Source organism: Xanthomonas sp. NCPPB 3569 (genome assembly GCF_041475645.2).
Lineage (GTDB): Bacteria > Pseudomonadota > Gammaproteobacteria > Xanthomonadales > Xanthomonadaceae > Xanthomonas > Xanthomonas phaseoli.
The window spans coordinates 3,023,414-3,043,099 of record NZ_CM192969.1; the positions used below are offsets into that span (position 1 = coordinate 3,023,414).

The 19,686-nt window shown below is 66.6% G+C and carries 15 protein-coding genes; 2 read left to right on the plus strand and 13 right to left on the minus strand.

Features of this window, described 5'->3' with window-relative positions:
* Window positions 1–20: 20 nt before the first annotated feature.
* Window positions 21–500, plus strand: a complete 480-nt coding sequence (locus ACCQ03_RS13185) for a hypothetical protein (RefSeq protein WP_209227270.1) — start codon at window positions 21–23, stop codon at window positions 498–500.
* Window positions 501–755: 255 nt separating this feature from the next.
* Here ACCQ03_RS13185 and ACCQ03_RS13190 read toward each other — a convergent pair whose 3' ends face one another.
* The 13 genes from ACCQ03_RS13190 to ACCQ03_RS13250 form a co-directional block, all read right to left on the minus strand.
* Window positions 756–1,052, minus strand: a complete 297-nt coding sequence (locus ACCQ03_RS13190) for a hypothetical protein (protein WP_209227240.1) — start codon at window positions 1,050–1,052, stop codon at window positions 756–758.
* Between the two features lie 222 nt (window positions 1,053–1,274).
* Window positions 1,275–2,909, minus strand: coding sequence for a DUF5597 domain-containing protein (locus ACCQ03_RS13195; protein ID WP_209227242.1), 1,635 nt, complete (start codon window positions 2,907–2,909; stop codon window positions 1,275–1,277).
* Complete coding sequence (locus tag ACCQ03_RS13200) at window positions 2,909–5,245, minus strand: S9 family peptidase (RefSeq protein ID WP_057680139.1); 2,337 nt, start codon at window positions 5,243–5,245, stop codon at window positions 2,909–2,911. Before ACCQ03_RS13200 ends, ACCQ03_RS13195 begins: the two co-directional genes overlap by 1 nt.
* Window positions 5,235–6,806: an APC family permease gene (locus tag ACCQ03_RS13205; RefSeq protein WP_057680140.1), complete on the minus strand. Its 1,572-nt coding sequence runs from the start codon at window positions 6,804–6,806 to the stop codon at window positions 5,235–5,237. Before ACCQ03_RS13205 ends, ACCQ03_RS13200 begins: the two co-directional genes overlap by 11 nt.
* Before the next feature lie 489 nt (window positions 6,807–7,295).
* A complete protein-coding gene (locus ACCQ03_RS13210; protein WP_150146504.1) occupies window positions 7,296–9,128 on the minus strand; it encodes a DUF885 domain-containing protein in 1,833 nt (610 codons plus the stop codon).
* Window positions 9,125–10,939, minus strand: a complete 1,815-nt coding sequence (locus ACCQ03_RS13215) for a DUF885 domain-containing protein (protein ID WP_057678194.1) — start codon at window positions 10,937–10,939, stop codon at window positions 9,125–9,127. Before ACCQ03_RS13215 ends, ACCQ03_RS13210 begins: the two co-directional genes overlap by 4 nt.
* Before the next feature lie 116 nt (window positions 10,940–11,055).
* Entirely contained in the window at window positions 11,056–12,255 is a 1,200-nt protein-coding gene (locus ACCQ03_RS13220; protein WP_057678195.1) for a M24 family metallopeptidase, read from the minus strand.
* Window positions 12,252–13,868 carry an aldehyde dehydrogenase family protein gene (locus tag ACCQ03_RS13225; protein WP_209227244.1) on the minus strand — a complete coding sequence of 539 codons (1,617 nt, stop codon included), beginning with the start codon at window positions 13,866–13,868 and terminating at the stop codon, window positions 12,252–12,254. Before ACCQ03_RS13225 ends, ACCQ03_RS13220 begins: the two co-directional genes overlap by 4 nt.
* 210 nt (window positions 13,869–14,078) lie before the next feature.
* The gene (locus tag ACCQ03_RS13230) at window positions 14,079–14,987 is read right to left on the minus strand and encodes a dihydrodipicolinate synthase family protein (RefSeq protein WP_057678196.1); all 909 of its coding nucleotides are present in this window, start codon (window positions 14,985–14,987) and stop codon (window positions 14,079–14,081) included.
* On the minus strand, window positions 14,984–16,297 hold the full coding sequence (locus ACCQ03_RS13235; RefSeq protein WP_209227246.1) for an FAD-dependent oxidoreductase: 1,314 nt from the start codon (window positions 16,295–16,297) through the stop codon (window positions 14,984–14,986). Before ACCQ03_RS13235 ends, ACCQ03_RS13230 begins: the two co-directional genes overlap by 4 nt.
* Window positions 16,290–16,535 carry a 2Fe-2S iron-sulfur cluster-binding protein gene (locus ACCQ03_RS13240; protein WP_057678198.1) on the minus strand — a complete coding sequence of 82 codons (246 nt, stop codon included), beginning with the start codon at window positions 16,533–16,535 and terminating at the stop codon, window positions 16,290–16,292. Before ACCQ03_RS13240 ends, ACCQ03_RS13235 begins: the two co-directional genes overlap by 8 nt.
* A complete protein-coding gene (locus tag ACCQ03_RS13245; RefSeq protein WP_139790934.1) occupies window positions 16,532–17,692 on the minus strand; it encodes an NAD(P)/FAD-dependent oxidoreductase in 1,161 nt (386 codons plus the stop codon). Before ACCQ03_RS13245 ends, ACCQ03_RS13240 begins: the two co-directional genes overlap by 4 nt.
* Window positions 17,693–17,808: 116 nt before the next feature.
* Window positions 17,809–18,747: a proline racemase family protein gene (locus ACCQ03_RS13250; RefSeq protein ID WP_150146511.1), complete on the minus strand. Its 939-nt coding sequence runs from the start codon at window positions 18,745–18,747 to the stop codon at window positions 17,809–17,811.
* A 159-nt stretch (window positions 18,748–18,906) separates the two neighbouring features.
* On the opposite strand from ACCQ03_RS13250, the gene ACCQ03_RS13255 reads away from it, so the two are divergent.
* A complete protein-coding gene (locus tag ACCQ03_RS13255; RefSeq protein ID WP_017157083.1) occupies window positions 18,907–19,623 on the plus strand; it encodes an AraC family transcriptional regulator in 717 nt (238 codons plus the stop codon).
* Window positions 19,624–19,686: the final 63 nt, after the last annotated feature.

Genomic DNA, 19,686 nt, shown 5'->3' on the forward strand with positions numbered 1-19,686 from the left:
GTGAGTACAGCGATTTCAGTATGACGCTCCAGACCAACGCCTGTTTATTTGAATACGTGATGCCCTCACCGCGTCTGCGTTGCGAGGAGATCGACGCGTCGCGTGTGCGGTGCCCTCACCGCTCGCGGGACACGCCGTCAAACCGTCCATGGGGGCTCGATGGCGGCATCCATGCCGCCAACGGTCCCGCAATCGGCGACGGCACCGCACCAGACAGTTGGCGGGTGGTTTTGATGAAAGCGAAGGAGAAGGGCAAAGCCCTCTGCCGGTTGCTTTGCCGAACCATGCGCACCGACCATCTCGACTGGTCCTTGCCCGCCCACCGTCGCGGGACCCTTGGCGGCATGGATGCCGCCACGGAGCTTACATGGACATACTTGCAGCATGCCCCGCGATGGTGGGCGGGCAAGGGCCCTGCAGCAAAACGCGAAGACCTTGAGTGCGCGGTGCACTCACCGCACCTGAGAGTTGGCTGGTTATTTTCGACGGCGTCGCATTGATGGTTGCTTGTTGAAACGCTGCGCACCGACCAGTTTGGCCGGTCCTTGCCCGCTCACCGTCGCGGGACCCTTGGCGGCATGGATGCCGCCACGGAGCTTACAAGGACGTACTTGCAGCGTGTCCTGCGATGGTGGGCGGGCAAGGGCCCTGCAGAAAACACGAAGACCTTGAGTGCGCGGCATCCTTGCCGCTCGCAGGACACGCCGTGCACACAATGCAACAGGTCGACGACCGTCGTCGTGTAGGCCAACCGCTTAGGTCAATACATCCAACAAGCTACCCAGCATCTCGTCGGAGCGCCGCAACACGTTGGCATTTGCCTGGAAGTCATTGCGTGCCGATAGACCTTCCACCAGATCGGTGGCCGGTGCAGATGGATCGGCGCTGGCATCGACGACGCTGGCGGCCACGCCGGCATTGGCCTGGGTGCTGGCCGCGACAGACTGACGTGGGCTGCCATCCACGGGCTGGCGGGCTACATTGCTGGCCGCGACCTGCTGACGCAGCGCGGCGACCTGCATTCCGGAACTGTCGATGCTGCTGATGCTCATGATGGCTCCGCTGTAGAAACTGAGAACTAACCGATGACGTTTGTTGACAACCCACCAACACACTCGCAGCTGGCAACTGCGTTCTACTGTTTTGGCACTTGCATCAACAAATATGTGTCAGTGGCACTGCTCGGAACACTAGAACCGGCGGACAGCAGCCGCAATGTCCTGCCCAGCTCGTCGATTCCCCCAACGCCCGCCTTACAGCCGCGTCACGCGCGCTCAGTAAGTACCCACCCGCACCCGCAACACCACGGGCACATTGCCAGCCGCATCCACACGCCCGAAGTTGAGGCCGTAATCGGTCTGGTCGCCGTTGAGCTGCCTTTCCATCTGCCAGCGCCCATCGACATACCGCCCCTGCTCCACCCGCAACAGTTGTCCATGACGGGTATCGGCCGCGTCGCGGAAAAATTCAATGCGTGCGGCCATACCGGTCACCAGAAATTCCTCCGGCCCCAGTTGCGCCACCAGTAGCCTGCCGGCGTGGTCGTCGTTGCCCGGCAGAATGGGCGGCGCATCGCCCCACATGGGCGCACCGAACGACACCTTGGCCTCCCAGTCGCCGAAGCGCAGCGTCCGCTGTGGCGCGCCGGGCTGCTCGGTCACCGCCTGCAGGCGGCCGTCGAAGGCCGCCTGCGCCAGAATCCGCTGCATCGGCGCGAGCAGTGTGAAGTTGGCCGCATGGGCTGCAGCCGCTGCGCGGTTGGCCTCGCTGTCGGGGTTGCCATCCATGCCGAACACCGAAAAGCCCATCCCGCCCTGCCCCAGCACATGGAACAGATACGGCGCGGTGGCCGCTTCGAAGCCGGTTTCCGACACCCAGGCCGGGTTGTCGGGCGGCGCGTACTGGCCGATGACCTTGGTGTATTCGTTGTAATCGTTGGTGTAGATGTCGGTGCCGATGAAATCGATCGACGGCGTGGCCGCGCGCCACAGCGCGAAGACGTTCACCGTCGCACCGCCGGACGGATAGTCCATGCCCGGATAGCGCTTGCCCTTGTAGCGCAGCCAGGTGTTGACGTAGAACGGCAGCGGATACACACGCTTGCCGGCGGCGGCCACCTGTTCGATATACGCGGCGGTGGCATACGCATTGAACGCTTCGGCTGCTTCGGCACCGAACAGTTGCTGCCAGCTGCCCTGCGGCTTGCCCAGCGCGCGCGCAATCTGGGCCGGCACCGGTTGTGCGAACGCGGCCTCCCCTGCGGGGCCGTGATCGCGCACGGTACCGATGGCGCCCGGCTCGTTTTCCACCTGCACCAGGATCACGGTATGGCGGTCGCCATCCACCTTGCGCAGGTGCTGCATCAACGCAGTGAATGCACGCGCATCGGCCTGCATATTGGCGGCCACATGGGGCGACAACACATCCACCGGCTCGCCATTGGCGTCGCGCATGCGCGGGTAGGTCGCTTCGTCGCGCTTGATCCATTCCGGCACGTAATGCATCTGGCCATTCTTCCAGCTGCCGAACCACAGCAAGGCCACGCGCAGGCCCCGCTTGCGGGCGCCGGCAATCAGCGCGTCCACATTGCTCGTGTCGAAGCGGCCCTGTTCCGGCTCGAACTGCTCCCAGTACACCGGCGCTTCCACCGTGTTGGCATGCAGGGCAACCACCTCGTCCAACGCCTTGGGCAATACCGCCGGCCATGCGCTGGAGTTGTGCAATTGCGCGGACAGGATCGTATACGGCGCACCATCGACAAACAGCGCGTGGCGGCCGTTCTGGGTGACCAAGCGCGGCAGCTGCTCTGCAGCAAGCAACGGTGTGCTGCCAGCCAGCAATGCCAGCGACCACAGCAGACCCGCCACCCGGCCGCGCCCCTGTGTCTTGAATCGAACAAACAAACCCATCATTGCGCCTCCGATGGCAGGGAATTCCAGTGCGGCGTGGATTCGTTGCGCAGATGGCGCACGAAGAAGTCGTACTGGCGACGTTGCACGTAATCGATCGGCCCGCTGGAGCGGCCGACCGAATGCTCGCCACCCGGTACGGTGAGCAGGTCGAATTCCTTGCCGGCCTTGATCAGTGCGTCGACGACTTGTGCGGTGGACGCCGGATCCACATTGCTGTCCTGCTCGCCGACGATCAGCAGCAGGTCGCCCTGCACCTTGCTTGCATTGGCCACGCCGGACGCCTGCGCATAGTGCGCATCCACCGGCCAGCCCATCCATTGCTCGTTCCAGCTGATCTTGTCCATGCGGTTGTCGTAGCACCCGGCAAACGCAACGCCCACCTTGTAGAACTCCGGATGACGCTCGAGCGCTCCCAGCGTGCTCTGCCCGCCGGCCGATGCACCGTAGATACCGACGCGGCTGATGTCGTAAGACGGGTCCTTGGTCGCCAGCGCACGATGCCAGGCAATGCGGTCGGCAAACCCGGAATCGCCCAGATTTCTCCACGCCACATCATGAAACGCCTTGGAGCGATTTGCGGTCCCCATGCCGTCGATCATCACCACGATGAAACCCAGATCGGCCTGCGCCTGCATGCCGATCTGCTTGTCGCCGCCGGAGTGATAACCGAACGGCCAGAACGTCTTGGGGACGAAGGAATCGTGTGGCCCGGCATAGATGTTTTCGATCACCGGATAGGTCTTGCGCGGATCGTAGTCGCGCGGACGCACCACCATGCCCCAGATATCGGTGGTGCCATCGCGGCCCTTGGCCACGAAGGTCTCCGGCGCGCGCCAGCCGGCGGCCTGCAGCTTGTCGATCGTGCCACGCTCCACGGTGTGCAGCAGCTGGCCATCGATGGCGTGCAGCTCCATCACCGGCGGCAGGTCCGGCCGCGAATAGACATCGACGTAATGCAGGCCGTCATCGGCAATCGCCACATCGTGGTCGGCCTCGGCGTGGGTCAAGCGGGTCAACCGGCGGCCGTCGAAATCCACGCTGTAGAGCTGGCGGTCGTACGGATCCTTGCCCGCATCCATCCCGCTGGCCGTGAACCAGATGCGGCGTTGCGCATCGTCCACGCGCAGCACATCGCGCACCACCCACGGCCCGCGGGTGAGCTGGCGTTTCAGCTTGCCGCTGCGTCCATCGAACAGATACAGGTGCCGCCAGCCGTCACGTTCGGAAATCCACAGCACCTCATCGCCACGCCCGTCTACGTCGTGGCGAAAGCTGCGGTCGGCATACACGAAGGTGCGCGCGTCTTCACCGACTGCCACGCGCGCGCGCCCACTGATTGCATCCACCGCAATCACGCGCATGCGTTGAAAACCACGCTGCACATACTCGAACGCCACACTGCGCCCATCGCTGCGCCACTGCAGCGGCGACAACGAATACGGGTTGTCGAACAACGCGGTGTCCACGTCGCGACGTGTTCCGTCCAGCGCAAATAGCACCGGCCGCTCCACATCCACCGCATCGCCCGGCTTGGGATACAACTGGGTATGCACCACCGGTTGCCCGCCGCCGGCAGGCGCGGCTTCGACGCGGGTGACACGGCGAGCCAGCCCCGGACGCACGCGGTACACCGCCAGCTGCCGCGAATCAGGCGACCAGGCAACACTCTCCAGATCGAAATAGTCATCGGCACGGCCGTCGCTGCTGAGCCGGGTGACCTGCCCGTCGGCGACATGGCGCAACACCAGGTTCCAACCATCGGCCAGCACCTCCCACTTGGCATCGGGCGAGCGACGCGGCGTGGTGTCTGCCGGCACCAGCGGGTCACGCACCACGCCGAAACCGCGTGGGCGTGCCGGCTGCAGCCGAGCATCGGGTGCGCAGTGGTAGGTGGTCAGCGTGCAACGCCAGGGCGCATCGTCCAGTGCAAAGACAATGGCGCCATCGCTGCGTTCGCCCTCGGTTGAAAACCAGAACTGCTCGAACGGCAGGCGCAGCGGCGCATAGGGTTGTCCGGTTGCCGCACGCAGGCCCTGTGCCAGGCGCGCCTGATCGAAGGCCGGCTGCTTCTGCAACGTGGCCACATCGGTACTGACGAACGCAAAACCACCCGGCACCGTCTTGCGGTAATGGAACCTGCCATTGTCCTGCCATTGCGCCGGCCAGGCGACATTCTCCGTCAGAGTGATCCACTGCTCGCGCAACCCCAGCGAGCGTTGGTAATCGGCAACGCTTGGCGCAGCCTGCACAGCACCGGACAACAGCATCACCGAGGCGACTAGCGCAGACCATGGACGCAAACCAAGTGCGCTGCGGCGCGCCTCACTCACCATCGTCCTCCTCCAGCGCAAGCTCGTCGCTGCGCAAACCGCTGCGCGCGCCCCAGTGGTAAATGAAGAACGCAATGGCCGCCACGGCCAGCGTATCGAACGGATGCGCAATCCAGCCATGTCCGCCGAACGTCCCCGCCCACGACACCAGCATCACCAGCACGAAGAACACGATCAGCCACAACGATGCGTGCACCTGCCGCACCAGGCGCGCGCGGCCTTCGCGCGAAGGCAGGCGGTACAGCACATACAGCACGAACGCGAGCACCTGCAAGCCCAGCAACCACGACAAGGTCGGCCAGGTGGACCAGTACACGATCAACGCCGCCACCATGAACGACAGCGGCCCCAGCACCGGCAGGCCACGCACGAAAAATGGGCGCGGCAAGTCCGGCGCGCTGCGGCGCAGGGCCGCCACCGTGATCGGCGCCACCGCATAGCTCAGCACCAGGGCCGCCGACACCACGCCGATCAGCGTCTCCCACGAGGGAAACGGCAGCGTCCAGAAGATCGACAAGCCCAGGCTCAACCACAGTGCCGGACGCGGGATGCCCGACGCCGGATCCACCCGCGTCAGCACTGGCAAGAATCCACCGCTGCGCGCCCAGCCATACACCACGCGCGGCGTGGCATTCATGTAGATGTTGCCGGTGCCGCTGGGCGAGACCATCGCATCGCAGATCACCAGTGCCGCCAGCCACGCCATGCCCAGCGCCAGAGCGATGTCGTGGTACGGCAGCGAGAAGGCCTTGTCGATACCCGCCCAGCCGTGTGCGAGCTGCGCGGCCGGGATGCTGCCCAGGAACGCCAGCTGCAGCAGCACGTAAATCACCGTGGACAGCGCCACCGACAGGATCAGCGCAATCGGAATATTGCGCTGCGGGTCGCGCACTTCGCTGGCCACCGACACGATCGGGGTCAATCCCAGGTACGCGAAGATGATGCCGCCGGCCGAGATCGCCGCTTCCACGCCTGCCATGCCAGATGGCGCGAACCCATGCACGCTCAGATTGCCGGCATCGAAGTGCTGCATCAGCAGCACGATCACCAGGATCGGCACCAGAAACTTGAAGATGCTGACGATGTTGTTGGCCAGCGCAAAGGTCTTGACGCTGAAATAGTTGAGCACGAAGAACAGCACCAGCAACGCCAGCTGCACCAGCCAACCCACGACGCTGGGATGGGTGCTGTTCGGCTGGCTCAACCACGGGAACCACGCCGCTGCGTATTGCCGCGCCGCCTCCACTTCGATCGCGATCAGGCTGGAGAACGCGATCAAGGTGATGAAGCCGGTCAGCGAGCCGAGCAAGGCGCCATGCGAATACTCCGGGTAGCGCACCACTCCGCCGGCGCGCGGCAATGCCGCACCGAGTTCGCAATACACCAGCCCAAGCAACAGCACCGCGATGCCGCCGAGGATCCACGACACGATGCCGGCCGGCCCCGCGATCGATGAGACGTGGCTGGCCGAAAACAACCACCCGGAACCGAAGATCGAACCCAGCCCGATGAAGGTCAGGTCGGTCAGGCTCAGCCGCTTGTGGAACTTGCCTTGTGTGGCCATGGTGCCCCTCATTGAAAAGGTTGTCGCCGGTTCCCAACTACTGCAGCTGTTCCCTTCTCCCTGCGGAAGAAGGTGCCCCGGAGGGGCGGATGAGGGTACGCGCGCAGCCTCGTGTCATTTCGACACTGCGCAGCTTCGCCCCGTACCCTCACCCCAACCCCCGCTTCCCGCCCCGGCCCGCGCTTGCGGCGCGGGCGCTCCAAGGCACGCGCGCCGATGGCGCGCAAACTGTGCCTTCTCGCCCCAAAGGGAGAGGGGCTCCACTGACACCCCTTCTCCCTGCGGGAGAAGGTGCCCCGAAGGGGCGGATGAGGGTATGCGCGCAGCATCGTGTCGTTTCGACACTGCGCAGCTTCGCGCCGTACCCTCACCCCAACCCCCGCTTCCCGCCCCGGCCCGCGCTTGCGGCGCGGGCGCTCCAAGGCACGCGCGCCAGTGGCGCGCAAACTGTGCCTTCTCGCCCCGGGGCAACGGGGCTTCACAGCATTGCTATTGCTCCGACGCCTCCTGAGCCCAGGGCGACTTCCCACCCTCGGCGATGAAGCGGGCGATGCGTTGCTCCAGCACCGGGAGCGGCACCGAGCCGGTTTCCAGGATCGCGTCGTGGAAGGCACGGATGTCGAACTTCTCGCCGAGCGCGGCTTCGGCCTTGTGCCGCAACTCGATGATCTTCAGCTCGCCCAGGTAGTACGACAGTGCCTGCCCCGGCCAGGCGATGTAGCGGTCCACCTCGGTGGTGACTTCGTGCTCGCTCAGCGCAGTGTTGTCGCGCAGGTAGGCCTGCGCCTGCTCGCGCGTCCAGCCCTTGTGGTGGATACCGGTATCGATCACCAAACGGCAGGCGCGCCACATCTGGTAGGTCAGGTAGCCGAACCGGTCATAGGGCGTGTCGTAAATGCCCATTTCCTGGCCCAGGTACTCCGAATACAGCGCCCACCCTTCGCCATAGGCGGAGATGTAGCCGTAACGACGGAACTCCGGCAAACCCTGCGCCTCTGCCGCCAGCGGCATCTGCAACGCGTGGCCGGGCGAGGATTCGTGCAAGGTCAGCGCGGTCAGGTTGTACAACGGCCGCGACGGCAGGTTGTAGGTATTGACCAGATAGATGCCCGGCCCACCGCGACCGCCGGTGTAGAACGGCGCCAGCTCCGGCGGCACCGGTTCGATGGCGAAGCGACGGCGCGGCAGCCGGCCGATGTAATCGCCCACCTTGGCGTCCACGCGCTTGGCGATCCACGCCGCCTGCTTGAGCAACTCTTCCGGCGTCTTGGCGTAGAACTGCGGGTCGGTACGCAGGAAGTGCAGGAATGCCGGGAACACGGCCTGCCCAGCCGGCGGCTTGAAGCCGCTGGCCGCGATGGTCTGGTCCATCTGCGTGCGCAGCTTGGCCACCTCCTGCAAGCCGATCTGATGGATCTGGTCGGGGCTCAAGTCCAGCGTAGTGAACTCGCGAATCTGCGCACGGTAATACGCCTGCCCGTCCGGCAACGCTTCGCCGGCCAGCGTGGTGCGTGCGCGCGGCTGGTACTCATTGCGGATGAAGTCCAGCAGCCTGGCGTACGCCGGCACCACCTGTGTCTGAATGACACTGACCGCCTGCTGGCGCAGTTGCGCCTGCACATCGGCCGGCAGCGTCGCCGGCATCTGCTTGAATGGCGCGTAGAACGGGTTGGCCTCGCCTTTGGCCTGCGCCACATCGGCGATGGACTGGTCGCGCCCGGTCATCGTGACCCGCGGCTGGGTGAAACCACGCGCCAGCCCGGCGCGCATATTGTCGGTGTGCTCGGCGAAATAGCGCGGGATGTCGGCCAGCATCTTCAGATACCGCTGGTAATCCTCACGCGTGCGCAGCTTGACTTCGGCGCTGAAGCCCAGATCGCTCCAGAACGCCGAGTCGCTGTTGAACGGCATTTCCCAGGCGCGAAAATGCTGCTGGTCCAGCAACACCTGCAATTGCTGCCGGTACACCTGGTAACTCACCTGATCCTCGGCCGACAGCTGCGCCTGCGGGATGGCGTCCAGTTCCTTCAACACCTGTTGCCAATACGCCGTGCGCAGGTTTTGCGTGGCGACATCGACCTTGGGCAGATGGTCAGCTTGTTGCTCCTGCGTGGCCTGGTTGTCTTCATCCACCGCGCCGGACGCCTGCGCCTGGCGCCAGCGCCACTCGCGTGTGTACAAGGCCTTGAAGCGTGCCGCTGCGGTGTTCTGAGTGGCCGCAGCCGCGACCTCGGCCGCTTTCGCAGGCAAGGCCAGGCCGCCCAGGCTGGCTGCAATCAGCAGCGTCAATGTGCTCGCACGTAACGTGCCGATAGTGCTCATTGGTGTGCCTCCGGCGCCGCCTTGGCCTGAGCAATCCACTGCCGCACGCGTTGCTGCAGCAGCGCCAGCGGCATCGCGCCGCCGCCCAGCACCGCATCGTGGAAGGCGCGCACATCGAAGCGCTGGCCGAGTTCTTTCTCGGCTTCCGCACGCAGCGCCAGGATCTGCAGCTGCCCGAGCTTGTACCCCAGCGCCTGGCCGGGCCAGACGATGTAGCGATCGGTTTCGGACTGGATGCTGGGCTCGTCGTCGGACGGATGTGCGTGGAAGAAATCCACCATCTGCTGGCGGTTCCAGTGCTTGTAGTGCACGCCGGTGTCGAGCACCAGCCGGTTGGCGCGCAGCAACTCGCCGGACAGGCGCCCATAGTCGTTGTACGGATCCTTGAAGAAACCGATCTCCTTGCCCAGGCGCTCGGCATACAGCGCCCAACCTTCGATATAGGCGTTGTAGCCGGCCTGCTGGCGGAACGGCGGCAACGGCAAGGTCTGCGCGAGCGAAATCTGCAGGTGATGACCCGGGACCCCTTCGTGATAGGCGGTGGTTTCGATATTGATCAACGTGCGGCTGGCGAAGTCGCTGGTGTTGACCTTCACGATCGCCGGCTTGGTGCCTTCCGGATTGCTCTGCCAATATTCGGCACCCGGTGCGGTGCGTCGGAAGGCCGGCATCGCCTGCACTTCCAACGGGGTCTTGGGCAGATGGCCGAACAACTTCGGCAGCTGCGGTTCCATTCCCGCGATGTACTGGCGGTACTGCTGCAGGATCTGCTCGCCCGAGGTGGCGAAGTGTCGTTTGTCGGTCTCCACCGCCTTGCGGAAGCTTGCCAGATCCGCAAAACCCTGCGCCTTGGCGATCTGCGTCATCTCGCCTTCGATGCGCGCCACCTCGTTCAGGCCGATCTGGTGGATGTCCTCCGGCGCCATGTCGGTGGTGGTCTGGGTGTGGATGGCGTAACGGTAGCGGCGCTCGCCATCGGGCAGCGACCAGACACCTTCCTGCGCGCGCCCCTGCGCGGCATATTCGTCGCGGACGAACGCGGCCAGCTTTAGGTAAGCCGGGCGCACCTGCTGGTCGATCGCGGCGAGCAGCTGTTTGCGCAGCACCTCGCGCTGGTCGGCCGGTACGGCGGCGTCGAGCTTTTTCAATGGCGAGGCGAACGGACTCTGCTCGCCGGTCAAGGCCGCAATCTTGTCGATCTGCTCGGGCAGGCGTTCGAGCAGATAACGCGGCTGGGTGAGGCCGTCCTTCGCCCCCTGCCGCGACACCGCGATCACCTGGTCGATCACCGCCGGAATCGTCTGCAGCCGCTTGATGTAGTCCCGGTAATCCTTGGCGTTTTCGAACGGGAAGGCATCGCCGTACCCGGCCAACGCCAACTGTATGCCGCCGATCGGTTCCAGCGGCATTGCATAGGTCTTCAGGTCGATGCCTTCCAGCTTGTCGCGCAACTGGCCCAGCATCATCTGCAGGCTGAGCTGGCGTTGCGCGTCCAGCGGCTTGGCATCCACCGCTTCGAACTGCTTGAGCAGGTCGGCCGTTGCGCTGCGCTCTGCTTGCACGGCCGCCAGCGAGTAATCGCTCCAGCGGTCGTTGTAGCGCTTGTCGCCGATGATGCTGGCGAACTCGGGGTTGTGCTGCAGTTGGGACTGCCACTGCTTGTCCAGCAGCGCATCGAAGGCCTTGGCAGCCTGCTCGCCGGTCGAGGCGGAGGCAGGCGTGGCCTGCTCCGCTGCGGGTGGCGCCGGCTTGCAGGCGGTGAACAAGGCCGCGGCGAGCAGACCGATGGCAACAGGACGCAGGTGTTTCATGCATTCACTCCAAGATGCAAGGACCGCGGTAGGGGCGCGCCTGAGCGCGAATGGCGTTACTCGGTAATGCCCGTCGCGCCGGGTGCGCTCCTACGCGTGCGTGAACCTTTGCAGGCTCACGCAAACGGTTGATCGATCGCCACCGACGGCGGCGTGAACCACTGCGCGCCATCGTCGGTCACGTGGAAATGGTCTTCCAGGCGCACGCCGAACTGCCCCGGCACCACGATCATCGGCTCGTTGCTGGCACACATGCCCGGCTGCAACGGCAGCGCATTGCCGCGCACCAGGTAAGGCGCTTCGTGAATCGCCAGGCCGCAACCGTGACCGGTGCGATGCGGCAACCCGGGCAGCCGATAGTCGGGCCCGAGCCCGGCTGCTTCCAGCACCTTGCGTGCCGCCTGGTCCACCGCCTCGCATGCCACGCCGGGACGGATCGCTGCGAATGCCGCCGCCTGCGCGGCCTGCTCCAGGTCCCAGATGCGCTGCTGCGCGTCGTTGGCCGCACCATAGATCCAGGTGCGGGTGATGTCGGAGTGGTAGCCCTGCACGGTGCAGCCGGTGTCGATCAACACCATCTCGCCCTCGCGCAGGTGCTGCACGCCCGGGATGCCGTGCGGAAACGCAGTAGCGTGGCCGTACTGCACGATACAGAAGGTCGATCCGTTGTCGGCGCCCAGCGCGCGATGCGCCTCGTCGATGAAGCGCACCAGTTCATCGGTCCCGAGCCCTTCGTGTGCGAGACCGGCCGCCAGCCGTTGCACCAGCAAGGTCATATCGCACGCCTGCTGCATCAATGCCAGCTCGGCCGGCGACTTGCACATGCGGCAGCCATCGATGATCGCGCCGGCATCACGGATCGCCTTGCCCAGATGCGCACGCAGGCCGGTGTGCACGGCGAACGCAATGCCCGGGTCCAGCGCCAGGGCGTGCGCATGGCGCTCGTCCATGGCCTGTACCACCAGTGCATACGGGTCGTCGTGCTCTTCCCACAGGTATTTGGTCACCGGGATCTTCAGCACCGCATCCAGCGAGCCTTCCTCGAACATGGGGCAGAGCAACACCGCATCGCCCTCCAGCGTCAGCAGCAGGGCCACCAGACGCTCGCTCGCCCCCCACGGCACACCGGTGAAATAGCGCAGCGACGTGCCGGCACCGATCAACAGCGCATCCACGCCATGTGCGCGCATGAGGCTGCGTGCACGCTCGATGCGGCGCTCGTATTCGTCCGTGGCGATTGGCGCGGCGCGCTGTGTCCACGGCGCGAGTTGCTTACGCGCTTGCTCCACCGACAGCCCGCCGATCTGGCTGCTCATGCGCCGGCTCCCAGATCGGCGGTGCTCCATTGCCCGTCGACAAAACGCGCCACGCCGCCCGGATTGCGCTGGCGCAGTTCGGCGGGCAGCAGTGCATCGGGCACCGCGTCGTAGCTGTGCAGGGCGGCAAACCGTCGGATGGCGCCGGGGATGCCCACCGCGGTGAAGCCCGGATGCCCGGTGCTCGGGAACGGGCCACCGTGGTTCTGCGCCGCGCTCACCGCCACGCCGGTTGGCATCTTGCTGTTGATCAACCGCCCTACCCGCGCGCGCAACACCGGCGCGATGGTCTGCCACGCGGCATCGTCGCGGCCATCGGCCGCGCGGTACAACGTGCCGGTCAGGTTGCCTTCGAACGCGGCCGCCACCTGTGCCATCTGCGCCACATCGGCTGCGCGCACCAGCAGGCTTACCGGGCCGAAGGCCTCGGCCTGCAGGGCGTGCGGGTTGGCCAGGAAGGCGTGCGCATCCACGCTCAACAAGGTCGGCGCATAGCGGTAACCGTCCTCGCCGGTGTGTCCGCCGGCCAGCATGCTGGCGCCGGCGGCACGCAGGCTCGCCACACCACGTTGCACGCCTTCCACACCAGAGGCGGAGAACAGCACCATCGGCATGGCCGCGTCGAAATGCGCCTTGCTGGCCGCAACGAACGCATCGCCAGCAGCGCCATGCGGCACCACCACCACGCCGGGATTGGTGCAGAACTGCCCGCTCCCCAGCGTGCAGGAGGCGAAGAAGTCCTGCGCAAGCGCGTCGCCGCGTTCGGCCAGCGCGCCCGGCAACAGGAAGACCGGGTTGACGCTGGAAAGCTCGGCATAAAACGGCACGCCCGCCGCGTCTGCGGCGGCCTTCAGTGCCAACCCGCCGGCACGGCTGCCAGTGAATCCGATCGCGCCCAGCCGCGCATCGCCCGCCAAGCGCAGGCCGATGGCATTGTCGAAGTGATACAGCAGTTGCACCGCCGCCGCAGGCAGACCAGCCGCGACCAAGGCCTGATGCGCAAGCTGCGCCATGCGCTGGCTGGTGGCCGGATGCAACGGATGCGCCTTGGCAATGACCGGGTTGCGCGCGGCAATCGCCGAGGCGAAATCGCTGCCGGCAATCGCATTGAAGGCGAACGGAAAGTTGTTGGGACCGAACACCAGCACCGGTTTGCCTAGCGGCGCCAGGTGCGAACGCAGATCTGCCGCGCTGTCGATGATGGGCTGGGTCCAGCTGTAGCTGCGCACGGCCTGTGCGGCCTGCCGCAGTTGGCCGCTGGTGCGCGGCAGTTCGTTGCCGCGCAAGCGTGTGGGCGCCGGCAGCGCCGTCTCGGCATGCGCCAGCGCGACCAGGTTGTCGGCGTCGGCATCCAGCGCGTCGGCATAGCCTTCCAGAAAGGCAGCGATCCGCTCCACCGGTGCGGCCGCCAACTCCGCTGCCACTGACTGCGCCGCCGCCACGGCCGCTTCCACATCGTCCGCACCACTGACCGGAAAGTACGGCCCGATCGGCTCGCCGGTGGCCGGATCGGCAGCACGGAAGCTGCCGGTGGCGGCGCGGCTGGCTTGCCATTGCCCTGCCAGCAGGATCTCGGCTGCGGCCGTGGGAATGGAGTGGTTCGTATCGTTCATGACGGCACCTTCGGTGACAGGGAAGCAGGACCGGCGCTCGGTGCGCTGGCGGCCGACCAACAAGACGATGAGGATGCAGCACTGGATGCCACATCCGCATCGGCCAACGCATCGCAGCGCGCGCAGGCAGGGCGCGTGCTACGAATCGGCACAACTGCCACCCTGCGCTTACCGACAGGCACGACGGACCAGGGCAGCATCAGTGCGCCATCAAGGCAATGTGGGCGCGGTGGCGATGGCATGGTCGATCACCTTCAACGCGGCATCGCGCTCGGCGCCGGCCACCACCAGGCGCGGCGCACGCACCTGCTCGCTGCCCATGCCCACCTTGGCCTGTACCAGTTTGATCAGCTGCACGAACGTAGGCACCGTGTCCAGGCGCAGCAGCGGCAGGAACCAGTGGTAAAGCTCCCTGGCCGCCGGGTATCCGCCATCGCGGGCGAGTTCGAACAGGCGTACCGATTCTTTCGGATACGCATTGACCAGGCCGGCGATCCAGCCCTTGGCGCCCATGCTCAGGCCCTCGACGATGGCATCGTCCATGCCCACCAGCAGCGCCAGGCGATCGCCCAGCAATTCCTGCAGCGCGGCGAAGCGGCGCACATCGCCGGAGGACTCCTTCACGGCCTGCAGGTTGGGGAATTCGGCGGCCAGCTCGGCGATCTGCGCCGGGCCGAAATCGGTCTTGTAGGCCACCGGGTTGTTGTACAGGATCACCGGCAGATCGGTGGCGCCGATCACCGCGCGCACATGCGCGCCCATTTCGCGCCAGTCGGTGGAATACACGTACGGCGGCAGCACCATCAAGCCGCCGCAGCCGATGTCCCTTGCCGCCTTGGCCAGCGCCACCGCTTCGCCGGTGGCCAGGCTGGCGATGCCCGGCACCACCGGCACGCGGCCGTTCAAGGCGGTGACCAGCGTGCGCAGGATCGCCAGCTTGTCTTCCACGCTCAAGGTCGCGGCCTCGCCCAACGAGCCCAGCGGCACGATCGCGGTGCAACCGGCATCCACCAGTTGATTGGCGTGCTTGCCGAGGAAATCGTGGTCGATCTCGCCGTTGGCGGTGAACGGAGTGGTGATGGCCGGCAGCACGCCGTGCCAGAACGCAGCATTGCTCATGGATGTTTCCCTTGCGAGTCGGAAGTGAACGGGTCGGCCAGCGCCGCGAGGCGGACCGGAAACAACGGCGGCCGGCGGCCGGCGTCGGTGGAAAGATCGGGCGGGCAACGCCCCAGCTCGGCCAGCGCAGCGCCGCAGATGCGGCCCTGGCAGGCGCCCATGCCGCAGCGCGAGGCAAGCTTGGCGTCGCGTGCATCGGTGAAGCTGTCCAGGGCAGCCAGCGGTACGTCTTCGCAGCGGCAGATCAACGTGTCCGCCTGCGCCAGGGTGCGGATGCGCGGGTCAAGCGCGAATTGCCGCTGCAGCAGGTCGGCAAACGCACGCGCGGCGTGACGCCGTGGCTGCAGGCGCAGCGCCGCCTCCGGTGCATCGGCGGCCATATGCCCGGCCATCGCCCCTTCGATCACTGCGCAATCGCGGCCGCCGATGCCGCAGACTTCACCGGCGGCAAAGACCTGGTTGACGCTGGTACGCAACAGCGCATCCACCTGCACCTGCTGGTGCGCGCCGTAGGCTTGCAGCTGGCAACCCAGCAATTGCGCAAGTTCGGTGTTGGGCACCAGGCCATAGCCCACCGCCAGTTGATCGCAGGCAAGACGCGTGCGGCCGCCGGGCCCGGCGAGTTCCACTTCGCGCAGCTGCGTGTCGCCATGCGCGGCAATCACGATGCTGCCGGCGCGATATGCCACCGCGCGCAGCTGCAGGCGCAACGCCACCGCCTGCGCCGCCTTGCCCGGCCAGCGCCACAACTGCAGTGCGAACTGATGCAGGGCGGCCGGCGAGGTTTGTTCGTGAATGCCGAGCACGCGCGCGCCATGCCGTTGCAACGTGGCCGCACTGGCCAGCAACAACGGGCCACTGCCGGCCACCAGCACGCGCTTGCCCGCCAGCGGCCAGCCCTGCTTGGCCAGCGCCTGCGCCGCGCCGGCACCGGTGACGCCGGGCAGGGTCCAGCCCGGGAATGGCAGCAGCAGTTCGCGCGCACCGGTGGCCAGCACCAATGCGGCGTAATGCAGTTGCAGCGTGCCGTCGGGGCCATCGGCCAGGAGCCAGCCCGGCTGCGCCAGCAAGATCTGCGTGCGCGTCAGCACGGTGATCGATGCATTGCCGGCCACTTGCTGCAGCAATGCGCGCGCATCGGCCGGCGCGCCGTGTTGCACATCGCTGCGCCACACCTGACCGCCGGTCCGTGGCTGCATGTCGACCACGCCCACCCGCACGCCTTGGCTGGCCGCCGCCCGCGCCGCCGCCAGCCCGGCCGGACCGGCGCCGATCACCAACACATCGAAATGCAGCGCGCGCTCAACCATCGGTGCGCACCTGCATGCCATCGCATGCGTCCACCAGGCAGGCGCGTTGCTGTCCCACGCCGTCGATGCGCACGCGGCATTCGAAACACACGCCCATGCCACACAGGGGCGCGCGCGCTTGCCCACTGCTCGATTGCCGAAACTGCAACGTCGCCTGCGCCACTGCCGCCGCCACGCTGGCACCGGCCGGCACCTGGACCAGGCGCCCATCCACGTGCAGACGCACCGTCGCGCTCATGCGCGCGCGCCTTGCACGGCACGCGCCGGTGCGTAGGGCGCCGGGTCGATGGCCGGGGTGCGCCCGAGCAGGCTGTCCACGATCACCCGTGCGCTCCCCAGCGCCGTGGTGACCCCCAACCCCTCGTGACCGGCGGCCACCCACACATCGCGTCGGCCGGGCACCGCCCCCAAATACGGGCGCCCGTCCGGCGTGGCCGGACGCAGGCCGGTCCACACGCGGATCGCCTGCAACTCACGCAGCACCGGCAGGTACGCAAAGGCACGCTGCAACATCTGCTGCAGCACCGGCATCGACACGTCGCGGTCGTGCTCGCCGAACTGGCGCGAGGAACCGATCAGAATCTGCCCAGTGGGCCGCGGCTGCACATTGAAGGCCACGCTGGTCTCGTCGGCCCCATGCGCCGAATCCGCGTAGCCCAGTTCCAGCAGCTGATGCCGGATCAGCCCCGGGTGCCGGTCGGTGATCACCAAATGGCCCTTGCGCGGGCGCAATGCCAGCTCGGGCAATAGCTGCGGCAAGGCCACACCGCTGGCCACCAGCACCGGCCCGGCGAGCATCTGCCCATCGTCCAGACGCACCGCATGCTCCTGCAGCTGCACCACGCGGCGGCCGGCGAACACGCGTGCACCGGACGTGCAGGCCGCGCCTACCAGGTGGCGCGCGACCCGCGGCGGATACACCACCGCTTCATCGGGCACGCGCATGCCGCCAGCCAGCCCGGGCACCAGCTGCGGCTCCAGCGCATACAGCTGCGCGGCATCGATCGCTTCGGCATGCAGGCCGGCCGTTGCCAGGCGCGCGATCTTGGCTGGCACCGCCGCCAGTTCGCGCGCATCGCGGGCCACCCACAGCGTGCCGCAGCGGCTGAATTCGGCGTCGCCGAGCGTGGCGAAGCGTTCCCATAGCCGCAGCGAATACGCCGACAACGCCAGCTCGGCCGGGTCGTCGTCCATCGCCACCAAATGCCCCATCGCCGCTGCGGTGGCGCCACCGCCGATCGGTCCCGGCTCGACGATCGCCACGCGAAGGCCCTCGCCCGCCGCGGCTTCCGCGCAAGCGGCGCCCACGATGCCGGCGCCGATCACGATCAGGTCGTAACTGCGTCGCGTGTATGCGGCAGACGCGGCGGGCCCGGATCCGGCAACCGCAGTCAATCCAGGCGCCGCTGCCGACGCGTGCGTTGCAGCAACGGTCCCTGCCATCGCAGCGGACAGTGCTGCGCCAGGCGGCGTGACCGACGCAAGCACCGGCGCGGGCCGCTGGGGTTCCATCAGGCCACGATGCCCCAGGCGAACGGGTCCGCCGGGTCGATCACCAGCTGCGCGCGCGCGGTGATGTACGCCCGCCCACTGATGCGCGGTGCGATGCCGCGCCCGCTCAGCCGATAACTGCCTTCGAAAGCGCTGCCCAGAATGCCTTGCTGCACCCAGCGCTCGCCTTCGGCCAACTTGCCGTCCGCCGCCAGGCAGGCCAGCTTGGCGCTGGTGCCGGTGCCGCACGGCGAGCGGTCATAGGCCAGCCCCGGGCACAGCACGAAATTGCGCGCCACCCCGCTGCCGTCGGGTGCGGCGCCGTTGACTTCGATATGGTCGATCTCGCCACCGGCCTCGCCGGTGATCCCGGCCGCTTCCAGGGCCAGCCGAATCGCCTCGGTGTAGGCGGTCAGCTCGCGCTGGTGCGCCAGGTCCAGCGCGCACGGCGCATGCTCGGTGATGAAGAACCAGTTACCGCCCCAGGCCACGTCGCCGCGCACCCTGCCATGCCCGGGCACCTCCACTTCCACCCCGCTGGCAAACCGATAGCTCTCGACATTGTCCACCGACACCGTGCCGTCGTCGGCCAACGCTACCCCCACCGTTCCCACCGGTGTCTCGATCCGGTGCTGGCCCGGCCCGATGCGCCCTAACGCGGCCAGCGTGCGGACCACCCCGATGGTGCCGTGCCCGCACATGCCCAGGTAGCCGACATTATTGAAGAAGATCACCCCGGTGCAGGCGCCTGGGTCGCGCGCGGGCAGCAACAAGGCGCCCACCATGGTGTCCGACCCACGCGGTTCGCACGCGATGGCGCTGCGCCAGTGGTCGAACTCGCTGCGAAAGCGTTCGCGGCACTGCGCCAGATCGCCATCGCCCAGATCTGGAAAACCGGAAAGGACCACGCGGGTAGGCTCGCCAGCCGTGTGGGAGTCGATGACGTCGATGGTGTGCATGCCACATGCTCCCACTGCCGACCTGCGGGCGACTAGCGTTCAATGCCGAGTGAAAATGCGGAAATCCGCACAATCACCACCCCAATCACGACCACGCGTTTGCGCTAGGATCATTGCTGGGCTGCACCGTCGTGCAACCGTCTAATCGTGACCGCTACCATGACCCTGATGGACCTCAACCTGCCCGCCCTGGAAATGCAGACGCTGTTCGATGCACTGCCGGATGTGGTGTTCTTCATCAAGGACAGCGAGGGCCGCTACACCCATTGCAACCTGACCCTGGTGCGCCGGCTGGGACGCAAGCTGCGCAGCGAGATCATCGGCCGCTCGCCGCTGGAAGTGTTTCCGTTGCCGCTGGGCGGCAGCTACATGATGCAGGACCGCCGCGTGCTGTGCGGCGAGCTCATCGACAACCAGCTTGAAGTGCATCTGTACCCCAACCGCCTGCCGGGTTGGTGCCTGACCTTCAAACGCCCGCTGTGCGAGGCTAATGAGGTGATCGGCGTGGTCGGCATCTCGCGCGACCTGGGCCAGCCCGACAGCCGTCATTCCGCGTACGAACGCTTGAGCCAGGTCATGGACCACATGCAGGCCAACTTCGGCGACAACCTGCGCGTGCAGAGCCTGGCCGACCTGGCCGGGCTGTCGGTGGCGCAGCTGGAACGCCACTTCCGCCGCGTGTTCCAGGTCACCCCGCAGCAATTGCTGACCAAGTTGCGCATCGAATCGGCGATGCGGCTGCTCTACGGCGACGACAGCATCGCCAGCATCGGGCAACGCTGCGGGTTCGCCGACCAGAGCGCCTTCGCGCGCCAGTTCAAGGCCACCGTCGGTATGACGCCGCGCGATTACCGCGCGCTCAAAGGTCAGTTGTAAGGACACAACTTCGCGTTGACACATCGCTGGCACAAATGCCGAATTCGGCAGGATTTGTCATGC